This window comes from Thioalkalivibrio sp. ALgr3 (genome assembly GCF_000377325.1).
Lineage (GTDB): Bacteria > Pseudomonadota > Gammaproteobacteria > Ectothiorhodospirales > Ectothiorhodospiraceae > Thioalkalivibrio.
Genome location: NZ_KB897977.1, coordinates 107,038 through 119,998 on the forward strand (window position 1 = coordinate 107,038; position 12,961 = coordinate 119,998).

Annotated in this window: 13 protein-coding genes; 12 read left to right on the forward strand and 1 reads right to left on the reverse strand. The window is 67.4% G+C overall.

The window, feature by feature from the left end:
• The first annotated feature begins 22 nt into the window (after positions 1-22).
• The 3 genes from icd to clpA all read left to right on the forward strand — a co-directional run bounded on the left by icd (position 23) and on the right by clpA (position 4,171).
• A complete protein-coding gene (gene icd, locus C998_RS0103115; RefSeq protein ID WP_018869391.1) occupies positions 23-1,285 on the forward strand; it encodes an NADP-dependent isocitrate dehydrogenase in 1,263 nt (420 codons plus the stop codon).
• A gap of 277 nt (positions 1,286-1,562) precedes the next feature.
• Positions 1,563-1,889: an ATP-dependent Clp protease adapter ClpS gene (gene clpS, locus C998_RS0103120; protein WP_018869392.1), complete on the forward strand. Its 327-nt coding sequence runs from the start codon at positions 1,563-1,565 to the stop codon at positions 1,887-1,889.
• A 5-nt stretch (positions 1,890-1,894) separates the two neighbouring features.
• Entirely contained in the window at positions 1,895-4,171 is a 2,277-nt protein-coding gene (gene clpA / locus C998_RS0103125; protein ID WP_018869393.1) for an ATP-dependent Clp protease ATP-binding subunit ClpA, read from the forward strand.
• A gap of 104 nt (positions 4,172-4,275) precedes the next feature.
• Here the strand turns inward: clpA and infA are convergent, their stop codons facing one another.
• Complete coding sequence (gene infA, locus C998_RS0103130; RefSeq protein WP_018861401.1) at positions 4,276-4,494, reverse strand: translation initiation factor IF-1; 219 nt, start codon at positions 4,492-4,494, stop codon at positions 4,276-4,278.
• Positions 4,495-4,677: 183 nt separating this feature from the next.
• Between infA and fabD the strand changes: the two genes are divergently transcribed.
• The 9 genes from fabD (at position 4,678) to C998_RS0103175 (ending at position 12,943) form a co-directional block, all read left to right on the forward strand.
• On the forward strand, positions 4,678-5,622 hold the full coding sequence (gene fabD / locus C998_RS0103135) for an ACP S-malonyltransferase (protein ID WP_081617407.1): 945 nt from the start codon (positions 4,678-4,680) through the stop codon (positions 5,620-5,622).
• Between the two features lie 32 nt (positions 5,623-5,654).
• Complete coding sequence (gene fabG, locus C998_RS0103140) at positions 5,655-6,392, forward strand: 3-oxoacyl-ACP reductase FabG (RefSeq protein WP_018869395.1); 738 nt, start codon at positions 5,655-5,657, stop codon at positions 6,390-6,392.
• Positions 6,393-6,507: 115 nt separating this feature from the next.
• Positions 6,508-6,747: an acyl carrier protein gene (gene acpP, locus C998_RS0103145; RefSeq protein ID WP_018869396.1), complete on the forward strand. Its 240-nt coding sequence runs from the start codon at positions 6,508-6,510 to the stop codon at positions 6,745-6,747.
• Between the two features lie 111 nt (positions 6,748-6,858).
• Positions 6,859-8,079 carry a beta-ketoacyl-ACP synthase II gene (gene fabF, locus C998_RS0103150; protein ID WP_018869397.1) on the forward strand — a complete coding sequence of 407 codons (1,221 nt, stop codon included), beginning with the start codon at positions 6,859-6,861 and terminating at the stop codon, positions 8,077-8,079.
• 18 nt (positions 8,080-8,097) lie between these two features.
• Positions 8,098-9,453: an aminodeoxychorismate synthase component I gene (locus C998_RS0103155; RefSeq protein WP_018869398.1), complete on the forward strand. Its 1,356-nt coding sequence runs from the start codon at positions 8,098-8,100 to the stop codon at positions 9,451-9,453.
• A complete protein-coding gene (locus C998_RS0103160) occupies positions 9,450-10,256 on the forward strand; it encodes an aminotransferase class IV (RefSeq protein WP_196799371.1) in 807 nt (268 codons plus the stop codon). The genes C998_RS0103155 and C998_RS0103160 overlap by 4 nt, the downstream gene beginning before the upstream one ends.
• Positions 10,243-11,286, forward strand: coding sequence for an endolytic transglycosylase MltG (mltG, locus tag C998_RS0103165; protein ID WP_026279456.1), 1,044 nt, complete (start codon positions 10,243-10,245; stop codon positions 11,284-11,286). The genes C998_RS0103160 and mltG overlap by 14 nt, the downstream gene beginning before the upstream one ends.
• Positions 11,286-11,921, forward strand: a complete 636-nt coding sequence (gene tmk, locus C998_RS0103170; RefSeq protein WP_018869401.1) for a dTMP kinase — start codon at positions 11,286-11,288, stop codon at positions 11,919-11,921. The genes mltG and tmk overlap by 1 nt, the downstream gene beginning before the upstream one ends.
• Positions 11,918-12,943 carry a DNA polymerase III subunit delta' gene (locus C998_RS0103175; RefSeq protein ID WP_018869402.1) on the forward strand — a complete coding sequence of 342 codons (1,026 nt, stop codon included), beginning with the start codon at positions 11,918-11,920 and terminating at the stop codon, positions 12,941-12,943. Before tmk ends, C998_RS0103175 begins: the two co-directional genes overlap by 4 nt.
• Positions 12,944-12,961: the final 18 nt, after the last annotated feature.

Consider the following 12,961-nt stretch of genomic DNA (forward strand, 5'->3'; position numbering starts at 1 on the left):
CGGCGCTGCAAAAGGAGTCTTCATGGCGTACCAGCACATTCGCATCCCGGAGAAAGGCCAACCCATCGAGGTGGGCAAGGACGGCGGCCTGGTGGTGCCCGACCACCCGGTGATCCCCTATATCGAGGGGGACGGCATCGGCGTGGACATCACCCCGGTGATGCGCCGGGTGACGGATGCGGCGGTGGAGAAGGCCTATGGCGGCCAGAAGGCGATCGAGTGGATGGAAGTCTATGCCGGCGAGAAGGCCACGCAGGTCTACGACGATGACTCCGGTCTGCCCGATGAGACGCTGGATGCGGTGCGCGAGTACAAGGTTTCGATCAAGGGCCCGCTGACCACTCCGGTGGGCGGCGGCTTCCGTTCGCTGAACGTGGCGCTGCGGCAGAAGCTGGATCTGTATGTCTGTCTGCGTCCGGTGCGCTACTACCAGGGCACGCCCAGCCCGCTGAAGGAGCCGGAAAAGACCGACATGGTGATCTTCCGCGAGAACTCGGAGGATATCTACGCCGGCATCGAGTTCGAATCCGGCACGCCCGAGGCGAAAAAGCTGATCGGCTTCCTGCAGGACGAGATGGGCGTGCGCGAGATCCGTTTCCCGGATACCGCCGGCATTGGCGTGAAGCCGGTCTCCAGCGAGGGCACGAAGCGCCTCGTGCGCCAGGCCATCCAGTACGCGATCGACAATGACCGCCCGTCGGTGACCCTGGTGCACAAGGGCAACATCATGAAATTCACCGAGGGCTCCTTCAAGGCCTGGGGCTACGAGCTGGCGCGCGAGGAATTCGGTGCCGAGGACCTCGACGGTGGCCCGTGGCAGGTGTTCCGGAACCCGAAGACCGGTCGCGAGATCGTAATCAAGGACGTCATCGCGGATGCCTTCCTGCAGCAGATCCTGCTGCGCCCGGAGGACTACTCGGTGATCGCCACCCTGAACCTGAACGGGGACTATATCTCCGACGCCCTGGCTGCCCAGGTCGGCGGGATCGGCATCGCCCCCGGGGCCAACATCTCGGACACCACCGCGATGTTCGAGGCCACGCACGGTACCGCGCCCAAGTATGCCGGCCAGGACAAGGTCAATCCGGGCTCGCTGGTGCTGTCGGCCGAGATGATGCTGCGCCACCTGGGCTGGACCGAGGGGGCGGATCTCGTGGTGCGCGGCATGGAGGGCGCGATCGCCGCCGGCGAGGTGACGTATGACTTTGCGCGGCTGATGGACGGGGTGGAACCGATCGCCTGCTCCGCCTTCGGCGAGGCGATGATCCGCCACATGGACGACTGAACGACCCGGGCGCAGGCAGCCAGTGGAGATGCAGCCTGTGGGAGGCCAGCCTGTGGTGGGAGGCCTGCCCCTGTGGGAGCGCAGCCCTCTGCGCGATCAGGCATGACCGATCGGCCAAGGGGCTGGCCTCCCACAGGGGCAGGGCCTCCCGCAGGGGCAGGCCTCCCGCGCCATGCGGACACTTGGCAAGCGCCGGGAACCGTTCGATGATGTCAGGACTCTACAGAAATGAACACGCGGTGCCCGAGGGCGCCACGAGTGCGAGCTGGACCGAGAAATGAGTGACGACAAGCCCCGCCAACCCGATCACGACGATTCCGTTGCGGTCGACGAATCGAGGCCGGAACTCAAGCCGCCACGGCAGTACAAGGTCGTGTTGAACAACGACGACTACACGCCGATGGAATTCGTGGTGGAGGTCCTGGAGACCTTCTTCGGCATGGATCGCGAGAAGGCCACCCGGGTGATGCTGCAGGTGCATACCCGGGGCAAGGGCGTGTGCGGCATCTATACCCGCGATGTCGCCGAGACCAAGGTGGCCCAGGTGAATGAATACGCCCGGAGCCATCAGCACCCACTGCTATGCTCGATGGAGGAGGCCTGACCCCCATGCTCGACAAGGAACTCGAATTCAGTCTGAACCTGGTCTTCAAGGAGGCCCGCGAGAAACGCCACGAGTTCGTGACCGTGGAGCACTTGCTGATGGCCCTGGCCCAGAACCCCAGTGCAGCCACCGTACTGCGTGCCTGCGGTGCGGATCTTGACCGGATCCGCGACGAACTGGAGGCCTACATCGACGAAAACACCCCGCGGATCCCGCCGAACGACACGCGCGAGACCCAGCCGACCCTCGGTTTTCAGCGGGTCCTGCAGCGCGCGGTGTTCCACGTGCAGTCCAGTGGTCGCAAGGAGGTCTCCGGGGCCAACGTCCTGGTGGCGCTGTTCGGCGAGCAGGACAGTCAGGCGCTGTACGTGCTGGGCCAGCAGAACATCTCGCGTCTGGACGTGGTCAACTTCATTTCCCACGGTATCTCGAAGGTCGGCGAGGACGAGCTCGGCCAGATTCACCAGGAGCAGGCGGAGGAATCCTCCGAGCAGCAGGGCGAGACGGTGACCGAAGAAAAGACCAACGCGCTGCAGCTGTACGCGACCAACCTCAACGAGAAGGCGCGCAATGACGAGATCGACCCGCTGATCGGGCGGGACCACGAGATCGAGCGCACCATCCAGATCCTCTGCCGGCGGCGCAAGAACAACCCGCTGCTGGTGGGCGAGGCCGGGGTCGGCAAGACCGCGATCGCCGAGGGGCTGGCGCGGCGTGTGGTCGATGGCCAGGTGCCGGAAGCGATCGAGGAAGCCACGGTCTATGCCCTGGACCTGGGCGCGCTGGTGGCCGGAACCAAGTATCGCGGCGACTTCGAAAAACGCCTGAAAGGGGTGCTCGCCCAGCTCAAGAAGGAACCCGCCGCGGTCCTGTTCATCGACGAGATCCATACCATCATCGGGGCCGGTGCCGCGTCCGGCGGGGTAATGGATGCCTCGAACCTGATCAAGCCGATGCTGGCCTCCGGTGAGCTCAAGTGCATCGGTTCGACCACCTATCAGGAGTATCGCGGCATCTTCGAGAAGGACCGCGCGCTGGCGCGGCGCTTCCAGAAGATCGAGGTGCCGGAACCGACGGTGGACGAGACCTACCAGATCCTGCGCGGGCTCAAGTCGCGTTTCGAGTCGCACCACAACGTGCGCTTTACCAAGCCGGCGCTGCAGGCTGCGGCGGAGCTGTCGGACCGCTACATCACCGATCGCTTCCTGCCGGACAAGGCGATCGACCTGATCGACGAGGCCGGTGCCAGTCGCCAGCTGCTGCCGGTGAGCCAGCGCAAGAAGACCATCGGCGTGCAGGACATCGAGAACATCGTGGCCAAGATCGCGCGCATCCCGCCGAAATCGGTGTCCAGCACCGACAAGGAGACCCTGCGCAACCTGGAACGCAACCTGAAGATGACGGTGTTCGGTCAGGACGAGGCGATCGGCACCCTGAGCACGGCCATCAAGATGTCGCGTTCCGGCCTGGGTGACCAGGACAAGCCGATCGGTTCCTTCCTGTTCGCCGGTCCGACCGGTGTCGGCAAGACCGAGGTCACGCGTCAGCTGGCCCAGCAGATGGGTATCCATCTGGCCCGCTTCGACATGTCCGAATACATGGAGCGCCACACGGTCTCGCGGCTGATCGGTGCGCCGCCGGGTTATGTCGGCTACGACGAGGGCGGCCTGCTGACGGATGCCATCCTCAAGCATCCGCATTCGGTGCTGTTGCTGGACGAGATCGAAAAGGCGCACCCGGACGTGTTCAACGTGCTGCTGCAGGTGATGGACCACGGCACGCTGACCGACGCCAACGGGCGGGAAGTGGATTTCCGCAACGTGATCCTGGTGATGACCACCAACGCCGGTGCCGAAGCGGCTTCGCGGCCGTCGGTGGGCTTCACGCGCAAGGATCACTCCACCGACGCGATGGAGGCCATCAAGCGGACGTTCACCCCGGAATTCCGCAACCGTCTGGATGCCACCATCCAGTTCGGCCCGCTGGACGAGGCGACCATCCTGAACGTGGTCGACAAGTTCCTCACCCAGCTCCAGGCCCAGCTGGACGAGAAGAAGGTGACCCTGACGGTGGAATCCGAGGCGCGCGCCTGGCTGGCCGAGCACGGCTACGACGCGCAGATGGGTGCGCGGCCGATGGGGCGGACCATCCAGGAGCACATCAAGAAGCCGCTGGCGGACGAACTCCTGTTCGGCAAGCTGGCGCAGGGTGGCGAAGTGACCGTGCGCCTGGGCGAGGACGGTCTCGAGATGGATATCCACGAACCCGCCGTCTCTTCCTGATCCGACCACGAACGGGACACCACGAGCCTGTGGTGTCCCTCACGAAAAAGGCCGGCACCCCTCGGGGCGCCGGCCTTTTGCATGCCGGGGAGACTGTGGCGCGCTTACTTGTTGCGGTAGACGATGCGACCCTTGCTCAGGTCGTAGGGCGTCATCTGCACGATGACCTTGTCGCCGCGCAGGATCCGGATATAGTGCTTGCGCATCTTCCCGGAGATGTGCGCGGTGATCGTGTGCCCGTTCTCGAGCTCCACCCGGAAGGTGGTGTTGGGGAGCGTCTCGACGACCGTTCCTTCGAGCTCGATTTCGTCTTCCTTCGCCATGCAGTTCCTCGCGTAATGAGTCAGGGTTGCGACATTATGCGGATGCGTGGACGGAACTCAAGGGAAACCCCCTGTTTTTCGTTTTACGGATACGGTGCCGGTCGCGTTTCGGGGTTTGCCGGGGGCGGCGTCAACGCCTAAACTACGCCCGCTTTCTCATCCAGTGAATTTCGGACACGAACCATGACAGTTTCCTGGGCAGCGGTTTTTCCGGGACAGGGGTCCCAGTCGGTGGGCATGCTCGCCGATGTCGGCGATGATTTCGCCGTGGTACGCGATACCTTTCAGGAAGCCTCGGACTGCCTGGATGCCGACCTGTGGAGCCTGGTACAGCACGGACCGGCGGAACAGCTCGACGAGACCCGCTGGACCCAGCCGGTGATGCTGGCGGCCGGCGTGGCCTGCTGGCGGATGCTGCGTGAACAGGGGGTGCCGGAGCCCATGGCGGTGGCCGGCCACAGCCTGGGCGAGTACAGCGCCCTGGTCGCGGCCGGGGCCCTGCGGTTTCGGGATGCGGTGAGTCTGGTCGCCGAGCGCGCCCGGGCCATGCAGGACGCCGTGCCCGCAGGGGAGGGAGCCATGGCCGCGATCCTCGGCCTGGAGGATGCCGACGTGATCGGCCTGTGCGAGGCACAGGCCGACGGTGACACTCTGGAGGCGGTGAACTTCAATGCGCCGGGACAGGTGGTGATCGCCGGCACGGCCGGGGCCGTGGACCGCGCGGTGTCGGCGGCGCGCGATGCGGGCGCCAAACGGGCGCTGAAGCTGCCGGTCTCGGTCCCCTCCCACTGTGCGTTGATGCGCCCGGCGGCCGAACGTTTGCAGGCGGCGCTGGACACCGCCGAATTCCGTGCCCCGCAGATCCCCGTGTGGCAGAACGCGACCGCCGAACCGGCGAGCGATGTGGACAGCCTCAAGGTCCGTCTGGCGGAGCAGCTGTACCGCCCGGTGCGCTGGGTGGAAACCGTGCAGGGGCTGCGCGATGCGGGCGCCGGCGTGCAGGTGGAATGTGGTCCCGGTCGGGTGCTGACCGGGCTGGCGAAACGCATCGACCGTTCGATTGATCATCCGGACGTGGCCGATCGGGCCACGCTGGAAAGCGTTCGTGACCGGCTGACCGCCGGCTGACCGCCCATTTCCCAACAGCAAGGAAACCGTTGATGTCGGAAAACCAACGAATCGCTCTCGTGACCGGGGCGAGCCGCGGCATTGGCGCGGCCATCGCCCGCCGTCTGGCGGAACAGGGCATGCAGGTGGTGGGCACCGCCACCAGTGACGCCGGCGCCGGCCGGATCTCGGAGGCCCTGGCCCCCTGGGGTGGCCGCGGGGTCGCCATGGACGTCACCGATGCCGAATCGGTCAGGACCGCGCTGGAGGACATTCAGGCGACCGAGGGCGCCATCGAGGTACTGGTGAACAACGCCGGCATCACCCGCGACAACCTGTTCATGCGCCTGAAGGACGAGGACTGGGATGCGGTGATCGACACCAACCTAACCGCGGCCGCCCGGCTCACGCAGAAAGTGATCAAGGGCATGATGAAGGCCCGCCGCGGGCGGGTGGTGCTGATCGGCTCGGTGGTCGGGACGGCCGGGAATGCCGGACAGACCAACTACGCCGCGGCCAAGGCCGGGCTGGCCGGCTTCGCCCGCTCCCTGGCGCGCGAGGTGGGCGCCCGCAACATCACCGTCAACACCGTGGCCCCCGGGTTCATCGACACCGACATGACGCGCGAGCTGGACGAGGCGACGCGCGAACGGCTGCTGGGCGAGATCCCGCTGGGCCGGCTGGGTGATGCCGAAGAAGTGGCCGCGGCGGTGGGCTTTCTGGCGTCCGACGAGGCCGGGTACATTACCGGCGAGACCCTGCACGTCAATGGCGGCATGTTCATGCACTGAGCCGCGGGCCCGTTACGCGGAGCCCTCCGCCGGGGTTGTGGATCACGGCGGTGCTTTTCAATAGAATGGCGGACCTTTACCGGACCCGCCTCATATCCAAGGGGATGTTTCAACCATGAGCAGCATTGAAGAACGCGTCAAGAAAATCGTTGTCGAGCAGCTGGGAGTCAAGGAAGAGGATGTCACGAACGCCGCCGCTTTCGTCGACGATCTGGGCGCGGACTCGCTTGACACCGTCGAACTCGTGATGGCGCTCGAGGAGGAATTCGAAACGGAAATCCCCGACGAGCAGGCCGAAAAGATCACCACCGTGCAGCAGGCGATCGACTACATCAACGAGCACGCCAAGGACTGATCCGGTCCATGGTCGCGGCGATGGGGTGCGCGCCCGCGCCGGGCGCCCCCTTTTCGTCGTCTGCGTGCAGCCGTCTTTCGAGGGAGAACATCATTGGCTAAGCGACGTGTTGTGGTCACCGGCCTCGGCATCGTGTCCCCGGTCGGATCCACCATCGACCAGGCCTGGTCCAGCATCAAGGCCGGGAAGAGCGGGATCACGCCCATCGACGTGTTCGATGCCTCGGACATGCCGGTCAAGATTTCCGGCGCGGTGCGGGACTTCAATGCCAATGACTATGTCCCGGTCAAGGACCAGAAGAAGATGGACACGTTTGTCATCTATGGTCTGGCGGCGGGGCTCCAGGCCCTGGATGATTCCGGTCTGTCCGCGGACAGTTCCGATCCGGAGCGGATCGGTGTCGCGATCGGTTCCGGCATCGGGGGACTGCCCTACATCGAGCGTTCCTACGGTGCCTACCTGAAGGGCGGGGCCCGCAAGATCTCTCCGTTCTTCGTGCCCAGTGCCATCATCAATATGGTGGCGGGGAATCTCTCCATCATGCGGGGACTGGAGGGGCCGAACATCTCCATCGTCTCCGCCTGCGCCACCGGCACCCACAACATCGGCGACGCCGCGCGCATGATCGCCTATGGCGATGTCGACGCGATGGTTGCAGGCGGGGCCGAGATGGCCACCACGCCGCTGGGCATTGGCGGCTTTGCCGCGGCGCGCGCGCTGTCGACCCGCAACGACGATCCCGCCCGCGCCTCGCGGCCATGGGACGCCGACCGGGACGGTTTCGTACTCAGTGACGGGGCCGGGGTGATGGTCCTGGAGGAGTACGAGCACGCGAAGGCCCGCGGCGCGAACATCTACTGCGAGATCGGCGGCTTCGCCTGGAATTCCGATGCCCATCACATGACCCAGCCGGTCGAGGATGGCAGCGGGGCATCCAAGTGCATGGTCCGGGCCATGAAAGACGCGGGCGTTGAGCCGGAGGAAGTGGGGTACGTGAACGCCCACGGAACCTCTACCCCGGCCGGGGATCTGGCCGAGACCGAGGGGCTCAAGCGGACCTTCGGCGATCATGCGAAGAACCTTCTGGTCAATTCGACCAAGTCCATGACCGGGCACCTGCTGGGTGCCGCGGGCGGGATCGAGGGTGTGTTTACCGCGCTGGCCCTGCGTGATCAAGTCTCGCCGCCAACCATCAACCTGGACAACCCGGGCGAAGGCTGCGATCTGGATTATGTCGCCAACGAGGCCCGTGACATGAACACCCGCGTGGCCCTGTCCAACTCCTTCGGATTCGGCGGCACCAACGGAACCCTGGTGTTCCGCGCCATCTGACGCCGGCCTCGCGCGGGCATGGCCGTCGAAAGGCTGCCCTCGGGGATCGATCTGGCGGTCCTCGCAGGGCGTTTCCCCCAGCGTTATCCGCATCTGCTGGAGTCGGCCCTGATCGGGCAGGCGCCGGCGCGCTTTTCCATCCTGTTTGCGTTCCCCGGGCGCACGCTGGACGCCGGCGATGGCGACGCATTGCTGTCGGCGGCCGATGTCGATCTGGGGTCTCCGCCGACGGCGTACACGCCGGCCCCCGAACATGCCCACCTGCCGTTCTTCGGGGGCTGGTTCCTGTATGTGGGCTACGAATTCGCCTGGTACCTGGAACCGGCGCTGGGACACTGCGCACCGGATCCGTGGTTGCCGACGGCCGTTGCGACGCGGTTTCCCGCCGCGCTGATCCGCGATCATCACGAAGGGGTCACCTGGTGGGTGGATGCCGGGGATGATCGCGCGCGACGCGAGCAGCTGGAGGCCGATCTGGCGGTGGTGGCGGCGGATGCCGCGGCGGGCCCGGGTGGCGGCCACCTGCCGGCGCTGCAGATCGAGGAGGACGATCCCGAATATTACCGCGCGGCGGTGCGCGGGGCGCTGGAGTACATCCGCGCCGGGGATACCTTCCAGGCCAACCTGTCACGCGAATGGCACGCGCGTGCGAACCGGCCCCTGGATACCGGCGAGCTCTATCGGCGCCTGCGGGGTGCCAACGCTGCGCCGTTCGCGGCCTGGCTGCGGCTGCCGGGAGCGGAGGTGATCAGCTCCTCGCCGGAACGCCTGGTGTCGGCGCAGGACGGTGTGGCCGAAACCCGGCCGATCGCCGGGACCCGCAGGCGCGATCCGGATGCGCGGGCCGATCGTGAGCTGTATGGCGAACTGGAGGTCAACCTCAAGGAGCGCGCCGAGCACGTCATGCTGGTGGACCTGGAACGCAACGATCTGGGTCGTGTGGCACGCACTGGCAGCGTGCGGGTCGCCGAGCTGATGACCATCGAGAGCTACCGCCGGGTCCATCACATCGTCTCCAGCATCACGGCCCGGCTGCGGCCGGGGACGCGCGCGGAACAACTGCTGCGCGCGACCTTCCCCGGCGGGACGATCACCGGATGCCCCAAGATCCGCTCCATGCAGGTGATCCAGGAACTGGAAGGCCGTGTGCCGCGCGGCGCCTACACCGGATCCTGTGGTTATGTCAGTGATCATGGTCGCATGGATACCAATATCCTGATCCGTACCCTGGTGGTTCGGGGTCGGGAACTGCGTTTTCGCGCCGGTGCCGGGATCGTCGCCGATTCGGACCCCGACCAGGAGCTGGAAGAGACGCGGCACAAGGCGCGCGGGCTCCTGGATGCACTGGGTGCCGATGTGGAGCGCGCGGGGTGAGTCGGGCGAACGGTGGTTCCGGATCGGAGGTGACGGCCGACGATCGCGGCCTGCTGCTGGGCGACGGGCTGTTCGAGACGGTGCTGGTACGTCGGGGGCATGCCTGCCTGTGGCCCTGGCATCGGGCGCGCCTGGAGCTGGGGCTGCAGCGCCTCGGCTTTCCCGCACAGGACCCGGAACGGCTGCGCGAAGAAATCGAAGCGGCGGCGGGGCCGGGGGAACGGCTGGTGCGTCTGACGCTCACCCGGGGCCGCGGCCCGCGGGGCTATGCGCCTCCGGCGCAGCCGGCGGTCACCCGGCTGGTCCGTGCCGGGCCGGAGCTGTCGCGTCCGGACCCGGCGGAGGCGACGCCGCTGCGCATCGGGTTTTCGACGATACCGGCCAGCGTCAATCCGGCCCTCGGCGGGATCAAGCACCTGGGACGCCTGGAAAACGTGCTGGCGCGCATGCACTGGCGCGAGGGCGAGGACGAGGCGATCCTGCAGGACGCGGTCGGCCGGATTACCTGCGCCACGCAGGGGAACCTGTGGTTGCGCGAGGGGACTCACCTCGTGACACCGCCGGTCGACGAGGCCGGAATCGCCGGCACGCGGCGTGCCTGGGTGCTGGAAAACGCCGAGGCATTCGGCGTCAGCACCGAGGTCGCCTGGCCGACGTACGAGCGTCTGGAGGCCGCCGACGGACTGTATGTAAGCAACGCGCGGCTGGGGCTGGCCGCGGGCGTGTTGATCGGGGGCGGGGCGGCGAGGACCGAGCCTGCGGCCCTGCAGGCGCTCAGGAGGGCACTGCATGAAACGGATTAGGAAGATCATGGCGGTAACGGGCGTACTGACGCTCGTTGCGGTCGCGGCCGGGGCGCTGTGGCTGGCCGACTGGTATCGGGGCCAGCTGGAACGGCCACTGGCCCTGGAGGAGTCGCAGCGCTTCGAGCTGCAGCCGGGGACCGGGTTGCGCAGCCTCAGCCGGGAGTTCGAACGCCGCGGCTGGGTGGAGTCGGCGCGGGTGGTCGAGGTGTATGCGCGGCGACAGGGTGTGGCGGGCCGGCTCCAGGCCGGCGAGTACGCGGTGGATGCCGGGATGACCCCGGCGGAACTGGTCCAGGCCATGGCACGTGGCGACGTGGTCCGGCACCGTCTGACACTGCCGGAAGGCTGGACCGTGCGCCAGGCACTCGCTGCGGTGCGCGGGCATGATGAACTGGACCCGCCGGCGGAGTCGGTAGGGGTCCATAATCTGCCGGATGTTCTGGGCCTCGACGACATCGAGCATCCCGAAGGCTGGTTCCTGCCGGATACCTATTTCTTCGGCTCCGGGACCGACTCGCTGGACGTCCTGCGGCGTGGCCACGAGGCAATGCGGGCCACGCTGGATGCGGCCTGGGCGGGGCGTTCCGAGGATCTGCCGCTGGAGGATCCGTACGAGCTGCTGATCCTGGCCTCGATCGTGGAACGCGAGACCGGGCGCGGCGACGAGCGTGATCGGGTGGCGGCCGTGTTCGTGAATCGCCTGCGCGAGGGGATGCGGCTGCAGACCGATCCCACGCTGCTGTATGTGCAGGAGACCGGCGTGCAACGACTGACGGGCGCGGAGCTGGAGCGGGATCATCCGTACAACACCTATACCCGGCCAGGGCTTCCGCCGACGCCCATCGCACTGCCGGGCCGGGCCGCCATCGAAGCGGCCGCGCGGCCGGCGGACACCCGGGAGTTCTTTTTTGTCTCGCGCAATGATGGAAGCCACCATTTTTCCGAGACCTATCGCGAACATCGCGAGGCCGTGATTCGCTATCAGCTGGATGGCGACGCGAGCCGCTACGGCCGAAGGGGACGTTGATGACGGGGCAATTCCTGACCCTCGAGGGCATCGAAGGGGCCGGCAAGACCACCCAGATGGGAACCCTGGTCGAGGCACTGGAGGCGGCCGGCCAGCGGGTGTGCGCGACCCGCGAGCCCGGGGGCACCGGGCTGGGCGAACGCCTGCGCGGCCTGTTGCTGGATCCGGACCTGCCGGAGATGATCCCTGAAGCGGAGCTGTTGCTGATGTTCGCGGCGCGCGCGCAGCATCTCGCCGAAGTGATCCGCCCGGCCCTGGATGCGGGACAGTGGGTGGTCAGCGACCGTTTTACCGATGCGAGCTTTGCCTACCAGGGCGGCGGGCGCGGTCTGGGCGACACTCGGGTTGCAGCACTGGAGGACTGGGTGCAGGGCGATCTGCGCCCGGATCTGGTGATCCTGCTCGACATCGACCCGGCAACCGGGCTGGAGCGGGCCGTGCAGCGGGGACGTCGGGACCGCATCGAGCGCGAGGCAGAGGAATTTTTCGAACGTGCCCGCGCGGCTTACCGGCGCCGGGCCGATGCAGAACCGCAGCGCTACCTGGTGGTGGATGCCTCGGCGGATGCCGCCACCGTGGCACAGCGGATGCTCGAGGGGCTGCGCTGCCGCGGTCTGCTGGAGGCGTCCACGTGAACGAGCCGGGCGCGGTGCCGCCGTGGCTCGCGCAGCCCTGGGAGACGCTGGTGCAGCGTGCGGCGGCCGGGCATCTGCCCGGTGGCCTGCTGGTCACCGGCGCCGAGGGCGTGGGCAAGGGCCTGCTGGTTACGGCCCTGCTCCAGCGCCTGTTCTGCGAACGGGCTGCGGGCACGCAGCCGGCCTGCGGGGAATGTGGCGGGTGCCGCAGTTTTGTCGGGGGCGTGCATCCGGAGCTGCACGACGTGATGCCGCCGGAGTCGGGCAAGGACATCCCGGTGGATGCCGTGCGCGAAGCCGGTGAGTTCCTGGCGCTCAGCGGCTCCGGTGACTGGCGCGTGCTGCGGCTGCATCCGGCGGACGCCATGAACGCGAGTGCGGCCAATGCGCTGCTCAAGACACTGGAAGAGCCCCCGGCGGGCGGGCTGATCGTTCTCGAGAGCGCGCGACCCTCGGCCCTGCCGGCCACCATTCGCAGCCGCTGCCAGGATCTGCATCTTCCGTCGCCGGATCTCGAGGCCGCACGTGACTGGCTGGCCGCCGGCGCGCCGGAGCCTGCGGCGGTGGACGAGGCCTGGGCGGCCAGCCTCGGACGCCCGGTGGTCGCGGCCGAACTCCTGGCGGATCCCGAGCGTCACGCCGCCTGGCGACAGGAACGTGAGGCCCTCGCGGAACTGTTGCAGGCTCGTGAGCTGCATTCGGCGGTCACGCAGCTGGCGCGCTGCAACCTGGAGACCCTGCTGCCGCGCTGGCAGGCCCTGCTGTTGTCGGCCCAGCGCTGGCTGGCGAGCGGCGAGGTGGATCGATTCGGCGCGCAGTTCCCGCAGGACCGGCTGCAGGCCTTTGCCCGCGAGCGCGGGGCGCGGGGACTGGCCTCGCTGGTCCAGGAATCGCGGCGCTGGCAGCGCCAGGCGCGCGCGCAGCTGAACCCGCAGCTGCGGCTGGAAGACATGGCGGCGGCCATGCTGGCGCAGACGACGGCGGGGCGGCTGGCATCCCGGGGGCGCTCCGGGGCATACTGAGCGCCGCTGCAAAAACCA

What these genes read in the sequence shown, in the direction of transcription:
- icd (WP_018869391.1), top strand. Translation starts at nt 23, where the DNA reads ATGGCGTACCAGCACATTCGCATCCCGGAGAAAGGCCAACCCATCGAG.
- clpS (WP_018869392.1), top strand. Translation starts at nt 1,563, where the DNA reads ATGAGTGACGACAAGCCCCGCCAACCCGATCACGACGATTCCGTTGCG.
- clpA (WP_018869393.1), top strand. Translation starts at nt 1,895, where the DNA reads ATGCTCGACAAGGAACTCGAATTCAGTCTGAACCTGGTCTTCAAGGAG.
- infA (WP_018861401.1), bottom strand. Translation starts at nt 4,494, where the DNA reads ATGGCGAAGGAAGACGAAATCGAGCTCGAAGGAACGGTCGTCGAGACG.
- fabD (WP_081617407.1), top strand. Translation starts at nt 4,678, where the DNA reads ATGACAGTTTCCTGGGCAGCGGTTTTTCCGGGACAGGGGTCCCAGTCG.
- fabG (WP_018869395.1), top strand. Translation starts at nt 5,655, where the DNA reads ATGTCGGAAAACCAACGAATCGCTCTCGTGACCGGGGCGAGCCGCGGC.
- acpP (WP_018869396.1), top strand. Translation starts at nt 6,508, where the DNA reads ATGAGCAGCATTGAAGAACGCGTCAAGAAAATCGTTGTCGAGCAGCTG.
- C998_RS0103155 (WP_018869398.1), top strand. Translation starts at nt 8,098, where the DNA reads ATGGCCGTCGAAAGGCTGCCCTCGGGGATCGATCTGGCGGTCCTCGCA.
- mltG (WP_026279456.1), top strand. Translation starts at nt 10,243, where the DNA reads ATGAAACGGATTAGGAAGATCATGGCGGTAACGGGCGTACTGACGCTC.
- tmk (WP_018869401.1), top strand. Translation starts at nt 11,286, where the DNA reads ATGACGGGGCAATTCCTGACCCTCGAGGGCATCGAAGGGGCCGGCAAG.